We start from the raw sequence: 12,717 nt of genomic DNA, 5'->3' as shown, positions 1-12,717 counted from the left end.
GGCCGGTGAAAGTCAGTGCCACCGGGGCGTCGAGCCAGCTCAGCGCCTCGCGGTGGGAACGTTCCAGTAAGACGGTGAGCCAGGTCAGGATGGCGTTCATGCGCAGCGCGTCGGTGGGCGGCGGCGGAAGGTCGAGCGCGGGTGCGATGTCGTGGCGCAGATGCGTGTGCCAGTCGAAGAGGAGCATCGCCGGAATCAGATCCAGCCGATACCAGCCCAGTTCGCCGATCGGGAGCTGGATGCGCCGTATCCCCGCCGCGGTGAACAGGGTCAGCGCCCGCACGCCCCGCCGCGACCAGGTCTCGAACTCCGGGAGCACGTGACGCGTTGTGTGGGAACGCTTTTCGTCCACCAGCTGTTCGTTGAGGCGCTCCAGATCGCGGGTGGCGACGATGGCGGCGGCACTCGGGGTGAGCAGGGCACGCACTCCGGTCGTCATGTGGATGACGACCTCGGCCACCGACCATCCGGCGGCCGCACTGGGCGCGGCCCACTGCTCCTCGGTCAACTCCCCGCAGAATTCGATCACCGCCCGGCGCTCTTCGCTCAGGCCGGGCAGATATCGCGAACTCATCGGCAGACCTCGACGACCACCGAACTCCTCATGAACAGCGCACGCTACCGGTTCGTGGTCGCCGGGAGCCAGAGCGCGCACCGATTTCGGCCCCTGACCGGCGCGGAGACACAGCGGCGAAGGTGTCGCCCGAGGCGGGACGGTGACGCTCGCCGCGGGCCGGAGAAGGGGCCGGGCCCGATGGTTCGCCGAAACATTGCGGCGGACTCCTTCCCGTGTCGACGGGCGGACCTCGAGGATTCGAGATGCCACGTGTGCACTCGGATGAGTTCGCCGTTCCTGACCCGGCCGGTTCGCTGAGCTGTTGCCGACGTGTCGGCCGGGGCCCGGGCGCCACGCGCGATGTGGACTTGTCGGTGCGATGGGGCATGCTCTTGGCACGCCGATGTCTACGAGCCCGCCCGGAGTACACCATGTCGTCCCCACGAACCAAACCGCAACCGTTGTCCGACACCGAGATTCGACAGATAGCGGCCGAGCTCGCCGACGGCCGGCCACCCATGGTGTGGTTCACTCCGGCCGCAGTGGGAGTATCCGAGGGGCGTTCGGGCAAGGTGATCGCACTCGGTGACCCCGCCGACGGAGACTTCCTGCAGGTCCGGCCGACCGGCTCGAAGGATGTCATGTCGTTCTCGCCGACCGAGGTGACATTGGCCAAGCCCGCCCGCAAGGACAAGCGCACCACCACATCCGAGACCACCGGCGCCACGCCGCCGGCAACGAGGAAGGACACCGCTGTGAGCATGTCGTCGTCCGTGACCACGCCGCCCGCTCCGGCAGCGGCGCCCGCCGCGGCGTCGAAAACGCCCGCGCCGCAACCTGCTTCGGACCCGAAACCGGCCGCCAAACCCGCCGCCACGCCCGCCCGCACTCCGCGTGAGAAGCCCGCCGCGGCCGCCCGCAAATCCAAGGCGCCCGAGGTGACGGTCACCCTGGCCGGCACCGCCGACGGTGAATGGACCGTCGATGTGGTGCACGGCAAGAAGCGCACCATCAAGGGGCTGTCGGTACCGGGCGCGTCGGTGGCGCAGGCCGCGAAGCTGCTGCACCCCGAGGTCGCCGAGGTCGTGGATTCCGTCCTGGACGCCGTTCGAGATTCGCAGCGCGCCAAGGTCGAACAACTGCAGGCCGAACTCGAACACGCCCGCCGCCTCCTCGACGAACTGTCCGGCTAGCCGGGCCGCTCGCCACCTCGCCCTCCGCGCAGGCGCGAATACGCGCCCGCGGCCTTGCGTTGACACCGATGACAACGTTTAGCGTTGCGGCCGCAGTGGCGAGAGGGAATTCATGCTGATCGGAGAACTGGCCGAGCGAGCGGGGACGAGCACCCGGATGCTGCGGTACTACGAGCAGCAGGGTCTGGTCCGGTCCCGGCGGTCGGCGAACGGCTACCGCGTCTACGACGAACACGAGGTGGACGTCGTGCGCAAGATCCGGGATCTGCTGGAGCTGGGATTCGATCTGGCCGATACGCAGCCGTTCGTCACCTGTCTGCGCGGCGGCAACGAGTCGGGTGACGAATGCCCGGAATCGGTCGAGTCACTGCGTCGCAAATTGGCCGAGATCGACGATGCGATCGCCCGACTCGGCGCCGCACGCCGGCAACTGACGGACCGGATCGACGCTGTCACCGGGCCGCTGCCGAAGTGCGCGTTCACCTGCTAACTCGGAGGTTTTCCGGATGCGTTTCGCGGTCAGCTACAGCACGGCGTTCAACGGCACCGATCCCGATCGGCTCGTCGCCTTCGCCCGGCATGCCGAAAACTGTGGATTCGAAGGGCTCTACGTCCAGGATCACATCGCGCTGTATCCCGGGGCGGACTACGGCGCGGGCGAATTGCCGCCCACCCTGCCGTATTTCGATCCGCTCGACTGCCTGAGCTTCGTCGCGGCCGCCACCCGGCGGATTCTGCTCGGTACGGGAGTGTTGTTACTGCCCTACCGCCATCCGGTCGTGCTGGCCAAGCGGCTGGCGACGATCGATGTGCTGTCTCGCGGGCGGATGCGGCTGCTCACCGTCGGCCTCGGCAGCCTGCCGGGTGAGGCCCGGGCGCTCGGGGTCGACTACCGCACCCGCGGCCGCCGTACCGACGAGGCGATCGACGTGCTGCGGCTGCTGTGGTCGGGTGGTGCGGAGGGGGTCAGCCATCGGGGCGAGTTCTTCGCTTTCGACGATCTGTGCAGCTACCCCAAACCGCTTGGCGGGAGCGAACTTCCGATTCACGTCGGGGGTTCCAGCGCGGCGGCCGCGCGGCGTGCCGGGCAGCGCGGCAACGGCTATTTCGCCGGTGGCATGCTGACCGAAGCAGAGCGCGACCGGCAGTTCGCGCTGGCCCGCGACGCCGCCGTCGAGGCGGGCCGCGATCCCGCGGCTCTCGAGTACACGCGCTGGGGATCGGCCGACATCTCCGCCGACCGTGCCGGACAACTCGGCGAACACGGTGTGCATCGCCTCGTCGTCGGATTCGCCGGGGCCGAACCCGCACAGCAGCACGATCAGATGTCGGAATTCGCCGAACGTTTCGCGCTCGCACCCGAGGGCGCGGGCAGCGGTTCCGACCGGCTGCCCGCGGTGTGACCGCCGCTCATACCGCCGGTTCGTGCCGGCGCACGCGCCGTCGGCTCTCGGCTGGGGGCAGGTGACGCAGGTCGTCGTGGAACGCGCAGCCGAGCGAATAGTCCTTGGCGTGATACATGGCCGAGTCCGCTTCGCGCAGTAGGTCGTAGATGGTGGCGTCGGTGCTGCGCGGCCCGCTGCAGGCGATGCCGATGCTCGCGCCGATGGTCACCTCGGTCACCGACAGTTCGAAGGGTTTGCCGAAGGCGGCCAGCAGTTTCTCCGCGAGGACGGCCGCCTCGGCGCGGTTGGCGCCGGCCAGCACCACGAATTCGTCGCCGCCGTAGCGGGCCGCGACGTCGTCCCGGTGGATGACACGGCGGATGCGGGCGGCGGCATTGGCGATGAGTTCGTCGCCGACCGCATGACCGTAGCTGTCGTTGATGGTCTTGAAGCCGTCCAGATCGAGGAACAGCAGGCAGATCGGGCGGCCGGTCCACAGTTCGCGATTGCGGGCCGGTGCGCGCAGCAACGCGGACCGGTTGAGCAGGCCGGTGAGCATATCGTGGTCGGCCTGGTACTGGGCCCGGCGTTCGCTGCGCGCACTGCGCACGATCGCCCGCTCGCTGCGCACCAGCACACCCACCAGCAGCGTGGCGAGCAGGGCGGACACCACCACCCGGTCCACCGTGCCGACCCGCGCGCCGACGGTCGGCACCAGTGAGGCGACCACCAGCGTCACCGCGATCACGCTGGCGCGCTGGCGGGACCGGTGCGGATGCACCCGCCGGGCGCCGCCGAGGGTGACCATGGTCGGATGCAGCGCCGCCAGCCCCACCATCGCGTAGGCGACGAGCAGCGGCGTCAACAGCATGCGTGCGTCGAGATGCACCGATCCGGCGGATTGCAGGTTGTAGCCGAGGTCGGCCACCAGGATCGCCAGCAGGCCGACGTGCACCAGCCGCAACGAGGTCTCCGAACGCGACGACGTGACCACGGAGTGGGTGACCAGCGTCAGCAGGAGGGCGTCGATCACCGGATAGATCGGCATGATCAGCGCCGAGGCGTCCCAGTGCCGGGTGTTGTGCAGGACGGGGGAGATGAGAAAGGTCCACGAGGCGAGCAGGGCGCCGAGCGCGATCAACCCCGAATCCAGCACCAGATCGCGTTGACAGCTGGAGCGCCGCGGCCACAGCCAGAGGAAGGCGGCGACGCCGACGCCGCCGTAGCCGGCCAGCGTCGCCAGATCGTCGTAGGGCGGGAATCCGCTGCCGGTGAAATCGCGCAGCAGCGTTCCGGCGGCGAACAATACGCCGGAGAGGGCGAGCAGATACCAGGCCGCCGGTGCGGGCGGCCGATGCCGGCGCACTCCCGTCCCGATCATGGTCAGCGTCGCCACGACGACGCCCAGGACCGCCGTCAGCGACAGCGCCGGTGATTCGGCGCTCGCCAGGACCACGACGATCAGGACGACGGCGGCCGATAGTGCTGTGCGCCAGAGCTTTTCCGGCGGCCAGGTGCGTAGCGGCCGGATGCGGGTGGTGTGGTGGTGCTGTGTGCCGGATGTCATCAGCCCCCCTCGTCCGCGTCGTCGTCGATGAACCGAGCCGCGTAGTAGGTTTGTGAATCCTCGATCGCGACTTCCACGTTCGCCTGTTCACCGATCGCACTGCGCAGTGCGTCGGCGAACGAGAATTGAGAATTGTTGTACGAGCAGATGTCCCAGCCGACGACCCCACCATCTGCCGCCAGGATCTGGACAACTGTACTGATCATGGCATGAAAAGCCACCCCGTGTCGCGCAGTTGGGGTAACAAGGGTGAAACCTGCATAGTAAATCGCATTGCGCTCGGCGTGTTGCGGAAACCGTGTCGCAAAGTACTCCGGACTGATCCACGGCACGGTGTCCAGATGCCGGGTCAGGGTGGTGAGCCCGATCGGTTCGCCGGCCGGCGTGCGGGCCACGATCTTGTCGACCCGGGTATCGGTCATCTCCGCGCGGAACTCGTTGCGGTGCAGCACCTGCCGGGCGACCGCCTGCGCTCGCAGCGGTCCGAAGGCCTGCTCGTAGAGGTCGTGGAAGAGTTCGATCTCGGCGTCCGCGATCGCCGCCTCGAGGGTGATCTCGACGCCCGGCCATAACGCTCCGGGGCCGAGCGCATCGTTCACGGGCGATCCCAGCCGCTGGCCCGGTACGCGGCCAGCACCAGCGCACATGTGTCGCGGCCGTCGGCGCGCGCCGCGACGGTGGCGGTGTGGATCGGGCCGAAGCGTCCCGGCCGCGCGGCGGTCATATCGGCGAGGCTGGCGTTGATGAGATCATCGACCTGCTCGGTCGTTTCGGCGGCGTGTTCGACGAACAGGCCCGCGCCGGAACCGTCCGCGCACAGGGTCCAGCCGATCCCGGCGGCCGCCGTGGCGCCCGGCGCCCGCGCGTGCCCGAGGGCGTAGACGCAGTAGAGACGGTCGCCCCAGCTGATCCGCTGGCGCACCCGCGCGGTGCGGCGCAGCTGTGCCCGCGGTGGGATCACCGACGACAATCGGATCAGATTCGCTTCTCCCACACCGAGTTCGCACAGCGCCGCGTCGAAGGCGGCCACCTCGGTAGCGCCCCTTCCCGTCGCCGTGCCGATCTCGATCGTCAGCGTCGCGGATCCTTCGCGATCGCGATCACGGCGGCCGAGGGGGTCGAGCGAAGTATGAGTTGTGAGCATCGTGTTCGATCCTTCCCGGGCTCACCAGTGTTGCATTTTGCCGGGCGGCCTTTCTCTAAAATCCTTCTTCGAAGAGTGGCAGATCGACCCGGCGCGCGCCGCGCGGGACGCGGACTGGCCCCGGAGATGCACTGGGGCGCGCTACGATCCGGGCACATCGCGACCCGGTCGACCGCTGGTCTTTCCGACAGGAGATCCGTATGCAGCCTCTAGCTCAGCTACCGCACCGGTTCGACTCAGCGGCGGCGGTGCTGGGTGCGGATCAGCTCCGGCTCGATGCCGCGCCCGTCGATTACGCCTTGGTCGCCGTGTATTTCGTGTTCGTACTCGGTATCGGACTGATGGCCCGCGCACGGGTCTCCTCGAGTATCGATTTCTTCCTGTCGGGTCGGTCGCTGCCCGCCTGGGTCACCGGCCTGGCCTTCATCTCCGCGAACCTCGGTGCGGTCGAGATCATGGGTATGTCGGCCAACGGCGCCGAATACGGCATGCCGACCATGCATTACTTCTGGATCGGCGCGGTGCCGGCCATGCTGTTCCTCGGCGTGGTGATGATGCCGTTCTACTACGGCTCCAAGGTGCGCAGCGTCCCGGAGTTCATGCGGCGCCGCTTCGGCACCGGTGCGCATCTGGTGAACGCGCTCAGTTTCGCGGTCGCCCAGGTGCTGATCGCCGGGGTGAACCTCTATCTGCTGGGTTCGATCGTCAACGTGCTGCTGGGCTGGCCGCTCTGGGTGTCGGTGATCGTCGCGGCGCTGATCGTGTTGTCCTACATCACCCTCGGCGGTCTGTCGGCGGCGATCTACAACGAGGTGCTGCAGTTCTTCGTCATCGTCGCGGCGCTGCTGCCGCTCACCCTGGTCGGCCTGCATCGCATCGGCGGTGTGAGCGGTTTGAAGGACAAGGTGACCGCCCGGCCCGACGGCTCCGAACAGTGGCATTCCTGGCCGGGCCACGAGCTGAGCGGTTTCTCGAACAACGTCCTGTCGGTGACGGGCATCGTGCTCGGTCTCGGCTTCGTGCTCTCGTTCGGTTACTGGACAACGAATTTCGTCGAGGTGCAGCGCGCGCTGGCGACGCATTCGATCTCGGCCGCGCGGCGCACCCCGATCATCGGCGCCTATCCCAAGATGTTCATCCCGTTCATCGTCGTCATCCCCGGTATGGTCGCCGCACTGCTGATCCCGCAGATCGCCGAGTTGAAGAACACCGGGCAGGGCGACGCGACCTACAATCAGGCGCTGCTCTACCTGATGAAAGAGGTTCTGCCGAACGGACTTCTGGGCGTCGGCCTGGCGGGTCTGCTGGCGGCGTTCATGGCCGGGATGGCGGCCAACATCTCGGCGTTCAACACCGTCTTCAGCTACGACCTGTGGCAGCAGTACGCGGTCAAGGACAAGCCCGACGGCTACTACCTCACCGTCGGCCGCCTCGCCACGATCGGCGCCACGGCCGTCGCGATCGGCACCGCGTTCATCGCGGGCAGTTTCTCGAACATGATGGACTACCTGCAGACGCTGTTCTCGTTCTTCAACGCGCCGCTGTTCGCGACCTTCATCCTCGGCATGTTCTGGAAGCGGATGACCCCGACCGCCGGTTGGGTCGGCCTGGTGTGCGGAACCCTCAGCGCGGTGGTGATATTCATCCTGAACAAGGCCGAGGTGTTCCATCTGTCCGGGCAGGGGGCGAGTTTCGTCGCCGCCGGTGTGGCCTTCGTGGTCGATATGGTGCTCAGTATCGCGGTGAGTATGTGGACCACGCCCAAACCCGACGCCGAACTGGTCGGGCTGGTGTATTCGGAGACGCCGAAGGCCCAGCTCACCGACCCCGATGCCGCGACGCTGCCGTGGTATCAGCGACCGGTGCTGCTCGCCGGGATCGCCCTGGTCATCGTGATCGCGCTGAACATCTTCGTCGGATGAGGAAGTGACGCCATGCTTTTCGATATCCGCACCATCGTCGGTGCCCTGCTCGGGTGCTACGGCCTGATTCTCGTCGTCACCTCGCTCGTCCACGACACCGCCGCCCAGCGGGTGCGCACGGGTGGGTGGAATATCAACCTCTGGGCCGGGATCGGGATGCTCGTCGCGGCGGCGGCCTTCCTGCTGTGGGTGGTGCTACGCCCGGTCCGCGAACTCACCGAATCCGAACCGGAGCAGTCCGAGACCGAGACGCCCGGCGGCCCGGCGGAACCTTAGCGACCCAGCGCTATCGGCCGTCCTGCTCGAGTACGTCGACGACATGCTCGGCGATGGCCATACTCGAGGTGGCAGCGGGGGAGGGCGCGTTGCGGACCGCGGTGATCGGGCCGAGGCGGTGGATGCGGAAATCGTCGACGAGCTCCCCGCCGGCGTCGACGGCCTGCGCCCGCACACCCGAACCGGCCCGGAACACATCGCGCACGCCGATATCCGGGACATACCGTTGTGCCGCCCGCATATAGGCGCGCGCCGACAGTGAGCCGTAGATTTCCCGTACTCCGGTGCGCCAATGCCGGCGCGCCATCCGCCAGGACCCGGGCCAGGCCGCGAGCTCGCGCAGGTCTCGCGCGGAGACCGCCGACCGGCGGTATCCCTCGCGGGCGAGGGCGAGCACCGCGTTCGGCCCCACCTCCACCTCCCCGTTCACCCGGCGGGTGAAATGCACGCCGAGAAAGGGGTACCGCGGATCGGGCACCGGGTAGATCAGTCCCCGTACCAGATCCTTCTTCTCCGGCCGGACCAGCATGTACTCGCCCCGGAACGGAATGATTCTGGGCCCCGGCTCATCTCCGGCCAGCCCGGCCACGGCGTCGCTGTGCAGGCCCGCGCATACGACGAGCCGATCCACCACGAGGTCCGCGGCGTCCGAACCGAGATGGATGCCGTCCGGGGCGCGCGTGACGGCGGTGACCGGAACGGACAACCGGATCTGCCCGCCCGCGGCCGTGATGTCGTCGGCGAAGGCGGCGGCGATCCGGGGAAAGTCGGTGATGGCGGTATGCGGGGAATGCAGCGCGGCCAGTCCCGTCGCATGCGGTTCGATCTCCCGGAGCTCATCGGCATCGATACGCCGCAGTCCCGGTACGCGATTGCTGCCCGCGCGCTCGGCCAGCGCGTCCATCCGCGTCACGTCGTCCGGGGTGACCGCGACGACCAGTTTGCCGACCTCGTCGTAGGGCAGCCGCTTCTCGGCGCAGTAGTCGCGCAGCAGCTGCCGTCCGCGGGCGCACAGGGTGGCCTTCAGCGACCCGGGCTCGTAATAGATTCCGGCATGGACGACTCCGGAGTTGTGACCGGTCTGGTGGGCCGCGACCCGATCCTCCTTGTCCACGACGACGACTCGGCTGCCGGGCCGCCGGCGGGTGATTTCCCGGCCGATCGCCAGTCCGATGATGCCGGCGCCGATGATGCCGACGGTCTGCTCCGGCACACTCACTCCCACTCTCGCCCGTGATCAGCCATTGCGGTCGTCGTCAATGTACGGGCGGTCTCCGTCGATCACGCTCCCGGGTGCCGACCGGGCGGCGGCTGGTGCCGGGACCGGTTCCGCGTGAACATCGTGGCGGCCGCGAGCACGCCCAGGGCGCCGAGCACGATGCCGATACTGCCCAGCCATCGCGCCGTGGTGTCGGTCTCGTGCTCCTCGGCCGCGGCGGCGACGTGGACGTCGCCGTGGTTCTGCGCCCCGCCCTCGTGCGCCGGCGCCAATGCCAGTGTCGGCGCGGGGAATTCGGGTTCGGTGTCACCCGAGGCGGGTTGATCCCATTTCACGACCCGTCCGTCGGCGTAGGTCTGGGTGGCGGGCAGCGTGACGGTGTCGGCGTCCGGCAGACCGTCGGCCAGCACCGAGAACTGTTCGAATTGCCCGGCCCCGATGCCGCCGCCCGGATCCGCCATCCACGTGACGGCGACGACCCGGTGGTTGTCGTCGCGGGTGACCTTCGTCTTCCAGCCCGGCACGGGTTCGGTTTCGGCTTCCGTGACGGCCGGAAGCTGCACGCTCAGTTGTGTGGTGGCGCTACCGGTGGCCGATTCGTTGGGCACCCGGAAGGTCAGCACCGCCGAGCCGCCGCGGGCCGCGTCGGGACCGGAGACGGTGACATGGGCGGAGGCCGGGGCGGCGGCGAGGACGGTGGCCGCCGCGGTGGCGATACCGGCGAGCGCGGCGCGGCGGAACCAGGATTCGTTCATAACGCGGTGACTCCTTCGCGAAGGGAAAACGGAGACAACCTGTGCTGATCGTGTGCACGATATCCCGGAACGGCCGTGCCGGCGCCGATCCCGGCGGATTGCGCTGGGCGCCTCCGCCGGGTCGCCTCACCTACCTCACTTCGCGGGGAACGGGGAGTTCACCGTGGTGAAGTACTGCGCCGCGGCCAGGACCGCGACCGGGGCGGTGACCAGCAACTGACCCGCGAGGGTGCCCAGCGCGCCGATGGCCACGATGCCGCCGAGGCAGCCCACCACCGCGGCCGGAACGAACGGGCCGAACATGCCGACGATGGTGGCCGCCGCGATGGTCGCACCCGCGATTCCGCCCAGGACACAGCCGATTCCGGCGCCCCCGATGCCGCCGACCAGGGTGCCGATCGAGGCGCCGGCGCTGAGGGTGCTGGTCATCCGGCTCCACGCGGCCTGCTCCCGGTCGTACGGGGTCTTCCACGGCGCGCTGTCCTCGAACGGCATCGCGACCGGCTGGTACGCCGCGTGCGCGAGGTCGAACTTCGGGGTCAGGGTCGCGGTGCGGTCGTGGATCTGCGCCTCGATCGGGAAGACGAAATCGTCGACCCGGAAGGACAGCCGCGTTCCGGCCAGCACGGTGCCGTCGGCCGCCTTGACGGTGAATACGCCGTCGTCGGCCGACAGCGATCCGGCATCAGTGGAGATGACGGTGCCGGTCGGCGTGGTGGTCGTCTGGAAGCCGACCGCACCGGCGTCGGCGGGCTCGGCGCCCGCGGTGGCCGTGCTCAGGCCCAGGGCGGCGGCGACGAGGGCGGCGGTGGCGGCGATGTTCTTGATTCCCATGGTGATGAATCCCTTTGCGGTATCAGGTAAACGAAATTTGCTGTAGGTGTGCCGAGGGCGCCGAATGCGGGCATGACGCAGCCCCGGACGACCGAAAACGGTGTGTCCGCCGGAAGACGGCGCAATCGGTGATGCCGGCCGATCGCTGTCGGCGGCTGTCACGGCCCGGCCGAGCGCGCGGTTCACCGCACGGGCGACTCGGCGTCGCTCGTGCGAGTGGGAAAGATGTTCCGGCGCAGCCGGATTACGTCGGCAGGTGTCGTGACCGAATGCGATTCAGGACTTCAGGCGACTACTTCCCGGCGTCGTCCGGCGATCAGGCCGAGGACGATATCGGCGATCAGGAAGGCGAGCAGACTCACGCCGAGCACCGGTGCGAACCATCCGATTCCCACGGTGACCGCGACCAGCGGGACGCTGATCCACAGCGGCGCCCGTCGCAGTACTCCGCGTGCCGGGGCCCGGCCGAAGGTGAACGGGCTGTTCTCGCGGGTCGGACGCCGTCGCCACCACATCAGGTAGCCGCGTCCGATCACGGTGATCAGCGCGATCATCGTGGCCAGCAGCAACAGCTGATTGGCGAGGCCGAACAACATGCCCATATGCAGCGCAATGCCCCAGCTGGCGAGTTTGGCCATCAGCGGCCAGTCCCCGTACCGCAGGATGTCGGTGACATCGCCGGTCCTACCGTCCACCGCGATCGCGTCCTGGGTGTAGACCCCGGGCAGGCGGCGTTCCTTGACGGCGAAGGCGGTGGTGTCCTTCGCCGGGATCGTGATCTCGACCGGACCGTCGATACCGTGCCCGCGGGCCACCGCGAGGACCTTGTCCACCCGAGCGGCGCGGTCGGCGGGAACGGGCATCGACATGCCGTGTCCGCCGGTGTGTTCGGCATGTTCACCACCGGCCGGCATCGCCGGCATCGGTGCACCCGGCAGTGCCGTGTCGACGACCGGAGTGGTCCAGTTCAACTGCTGCCGCAGCGATGTGATGTGCTGCCCCGCATGCTGCGACCAGGTCATACCGGTCGCCGAGAGGAACAGCAGCGGCAGCACGATCCACATCCCGACCGCGGCATGCCAGGTGACGCTGCGCGGGCGACCGGCCTTCGACCGATCCGGCCACAGCAGCCGCCGCGCGGAACCGCGCGAGCGGCGCAACCACATCACCACACCGGCGAGCGCGATGATCCACATCCACGACGCGGCCATCTCGCTGTAGAGCCGGCCCGCATCGCCGAGATGCAGGTTCCGGTGCAGCACATCGATCCAGGTGCGCAGGGGCAGTGCACCCGTGCTGCCGTAGACGACGCTGTCGCCCACGGAGGTCGCGGTCACCGGGTCGACGAAGACCGCGCGCCGCTCGGATTCTCCGAGGCTCGGATCGGTGAAGATCACGCGCGTGGTGTCGCCCGCGTGTTGCGCCGGGTCGACCGCGACCAGCGCCAGCGTCGGTTCGGCGGCCACACCGGCCGCGATCTGCTCCGACAGCGGCCGCGCCGGACCGGTCGAATCGACGTGCAGCAGGTCGCGATTCACGATCGACTCGATGCTGGGCGCGACCGCGTACAGTGCCCCGGTCACCGCCGCGATCAGGATGAACGGCGCGACGAAGACGCCGGCGTAGAAGTGCAGCCGCATGGCCAGCGCCTGCACCGCTCGTCCGGTGCCGGACCGAGACGGTCGCGACTGTCCGGCCGCGTCCGTGGCCGACTGGTCGGCCGAACCGGGTGGTGACTGCTGCGCCGCGACGGGCGGCGACTTGTCCGGCTGCGGCGGCTCGGTGCCCGCGGCCGGAATATCGGTGATGCTCACTGGTAGTGCTCCTGTTTCGAGGGCACCCACATCGTTGTGCGCGAAGATCGCG

General features: G+C 68.7%; 13 protein-coding genes. 5 read left to right on the top strand and 8 right to left on the bottom strand.

Translation table 11 applies throughout. From position 1 onward, the window contains the following. Positions 1-574: maleylpyruvate isomerase N-terminal domain-containing protein (locus RJ03_RS18955; protein ID WP_051024865.1), on the bottom strand; the 574-nt coding region annotated here is incomplete at its 3' end. 413 nt (positions 575-987) lie between these two features. On the opposite strand from RJ03_RS18955, the gene RJ03_RS18950 reads away from it, so the two are divergent. The 3 genes from RJ03_RS18950 to RJ03_RS18940 all read left to right on the top strand — a co-directional run bounded on the left by RJ03_RS18950 (position 988) and on the right by RJ03_RS18940 (position 3,152). Next, positions 988-1,749 (top strand): DUF6319 family protein, encoded by a 762-nt coding sequence (locus tag RJ03_RS18950; RefSeq protein ID WP_036504286.1) that lies wholly within the window; start codon positions 988-990, stop codon positions 1,747-1,749. A 112-nt stretch (positions 1,750-1,861) separates the two neighbouring features. Further along, entirely contained in the window at positions 1,862-2,239 is a 378-nt protein-coding gene (locus RJ03_RS18945) for a MerR family transcriptional regulator (protein ID WP_036504284.1), read from the top strand. A gap of 16 nt (positions 2,240-2,255) precedes the next feature. Continuing rightward, positions 2,256-3,152, top strand: coding sequence for a TIGR03619 family F420-dependent LLM class oxidoreductase (locus tag RJ03_RS18940; protein ID WP_051024864.1), 897 nt, complete (start codon positions 2,256-2,258; stop codon positions 3,150-3,152). A 7-nt stretch (positions 3,153-3,159) separates the two neighbouring features. Here RJ03_RS18940 and RJ03_RS18935 read toward each other — a convergent pair whose 3' ends face one another. Genes RJ03_RS18935 through RJ03_RS18925 form a run of 3 tightly spaced genes read right to left on the bottom strand, consistent with a single transcriptional unit; the run spans position 3,160 to position 5,845 of the window. Beyond that, the gene (locus tag RJ03_RS18935; RefSeq protein ID WP_083871076.1) at positions 3,160-4,701 is read right to left on the bottom strand and encodes a GGDEF domain-containing protein; all 1,542 of its coding nucleotides are present in this window, start codon (positions 4,699-4,701) and stop codon (positions 3,160-3,162) included. Then, positions 4,701-5,300: a hypothetical protein gene (locus RJ03_RS18930; RefSeq protein ID WP_051024863.1), complete on the bottom strand. Its 600-nt coding sequence runs from the start codon at positions 5,298-5,300 to the stop codon at positions 4,701-4,703. Before RJ03_RS18930 ends, RJ03_RS18935 begins: the two co-directional genes overlap by 1 nt. After that, positions 5,297-5,845 (bottom strand): pyruvoyl-dependent arginine decarboxylase, encoded by a 549-nt coding sequence (locus RJ03_RS18925; protein WP_083871071.1) that lies wholly within the window; start codon positions 5,843-5,845, stop codon positions 5,297-5,299. Before RJ03_RS18925 ends, RJ03_RS18930 begins: the two co-directional genes overlap by 4 nt. Positions 5,846-6,045: 200 nt before the next feature. Here RJ03_RS18925 and RJ03_RS18920 point away from each other — a divergent pair, with 200 nt between their 5' ends. Beyond that, positions 6,046-7,767, top strand: coding sequence for a sodium:solute symporter family protein (locus RJ03_RS18920; protein ID WP_245552325.1), 1,722 nt, complete (start codon positions 6,046-6,048; stop codon positions 7,765-7,767). Positions 7,768-7,779: 12 nt separating this feature from the next. Beyond that, entirely contained in the window at positions 7,780-8,043 is a 264-nt protein-coding gene (locus tag RJ03_RS18915) for a hypothetical protein (RefSeq protein ID WP_036504280.1), read from the top strand. A 10-nt stretch (positions 8,044-8,053) separates the two neighbouring features. On the opposite strand, the gene lhgD is transcribed toward RJ03_RS18915, so the two are convergent. The 4 genes from lhgD to RJ03_RS18895 all read right to left on the bottom strand — a co-directional run bounded on the left by lhgD (position 8,054) and on the right by RJ03_RS18895 (position 12,665). Beyond that, entirely contained in the window at positions 8,054-9,256 is a 1,203-nt protein-coding gene (lhgD, locus tag RJ03_RS18910) for an L-2-hydroxyglutarate dehydrogenase (RefSeq protein ID WP_036504297.1), read from the bottom strand. 68 nt (positions 9,257-9,324) lie between these two features. Continuing rightward, positions 9,325-10,017: a YcnI family copper-binding membrane protein gene (locus RJ03_RS18905; protein ID WP_063820407.1), complete on the bottom strand. Its 693-nt coding sequence runs from the start codon at positions 10,015-10,017 to the stop codon at positions 9,325-9,327. A 135-nt stretch (positions 10,018-10,152) separates the two neighbouring features. Further along, positions 10,153-10,851, bottom strand: coding sequence for a DUF8020 domain-containing protein (locus RJ03_RS18900; protein ID WP_036504278.1), 699 nt, complete (start codon positions 10,849-10,851; stop codon positions 10,153-10,155). A 284-nt stretch (positions 10,852-11,135) separates the two neighbouring features. Beyond that, positions 11,136-12,665, bottom strand: a complete 1,530-nt coding sequence (locus tag RJ03_RS18895) for a PepSY-associated TM helix domain-containing protein (RefSeq protein WP_306304682.1) — start codon at positions 12,663-12,665, stop codon at positions 11,136-11,138. Between the last annotated feature and the right edge of the window lie 52 nt (positions 12,666-12,717).

The sequence above is a fragment of the Nocardia aobensis NBRC 100429 genome (assembly GCF_000308375.1).
In the GTDB taxonomy this organism is placed as follows: domain Bacteria; phylum Actinomycetota; class Actinomycetes; order Mycobacteriales; family Mycobacteriaceae; genus Nocardia; species Nocardia aobensis.
This window is presented reverse-complemented; position numbering and strand designations above follow the sequence as displayed.

Bases quoted from the DNA above. Each gene is read 5' to 3' on its own strand.
- RJ03_RS18920 (WP_245552325.1), top strand. From the start codon at position 6,046: ATGCAGCCTCTAGCTCAGCTACCGCACCGGTTCGACTCAGCGGCGGCG.
- RJ03_RS18935 (WP_083871076.1), bottom strand. From the start codon at position 4,701: ATGACATCCGGCACACAGCACCACCACACCACCCGCATCCGGCCGCTA.
- RJ03_RS18940 (WP_051024864.1), top strand. From the start codon at position 2,256: ATGCGTTTCGCGGTCAGCTACAGCACGGCGTTCAACGGCACCGATCCC.
- RJ03_RS18915 (WP_036504280.1), top strand. From the start codon at position 7,780: ATGCTTTTCGATATCCGCACCATCGTCGGTGCCCTGCTCGGGTGCTAC.
- RJ03_RS18900 (WP_036504278.1), bottom strand. From the start codon at position 10,851: ATGGGAATCAAGAACATCGCCGCCACCGCCGCCCTCGTCGCCGCCGCC.
- RJ03_RS18945 (WP_036504284.1), top strand. From the start codon at position 1,862: ATGCTGATCGGAGAACTGGCCGAGCGAGCGGGGACGAGCACCCGGATG.
- RJ03_RS18905 (WP_063820407.1), bottom strand. From the start codon at position 10,017: ATGAACGAATCCTGGTTCCGCCGCGCCGCGCTCGCCGGTATCGCCACC.
- RJ03_RS18925 (WP_083871071.1), bottom strand. From the start codon at position 5,845: ATGCTCACAACTCATACTTCGCTCGACCCCCTCGGCCGCCGTGATCGC.
- RJ03_RS18950 (WP_036504286.1), top strand. From the start codon at position 988: ATGTCGTCCCCACGAACCAAACCGCAACCGTTGTCCGACACCGAGATT.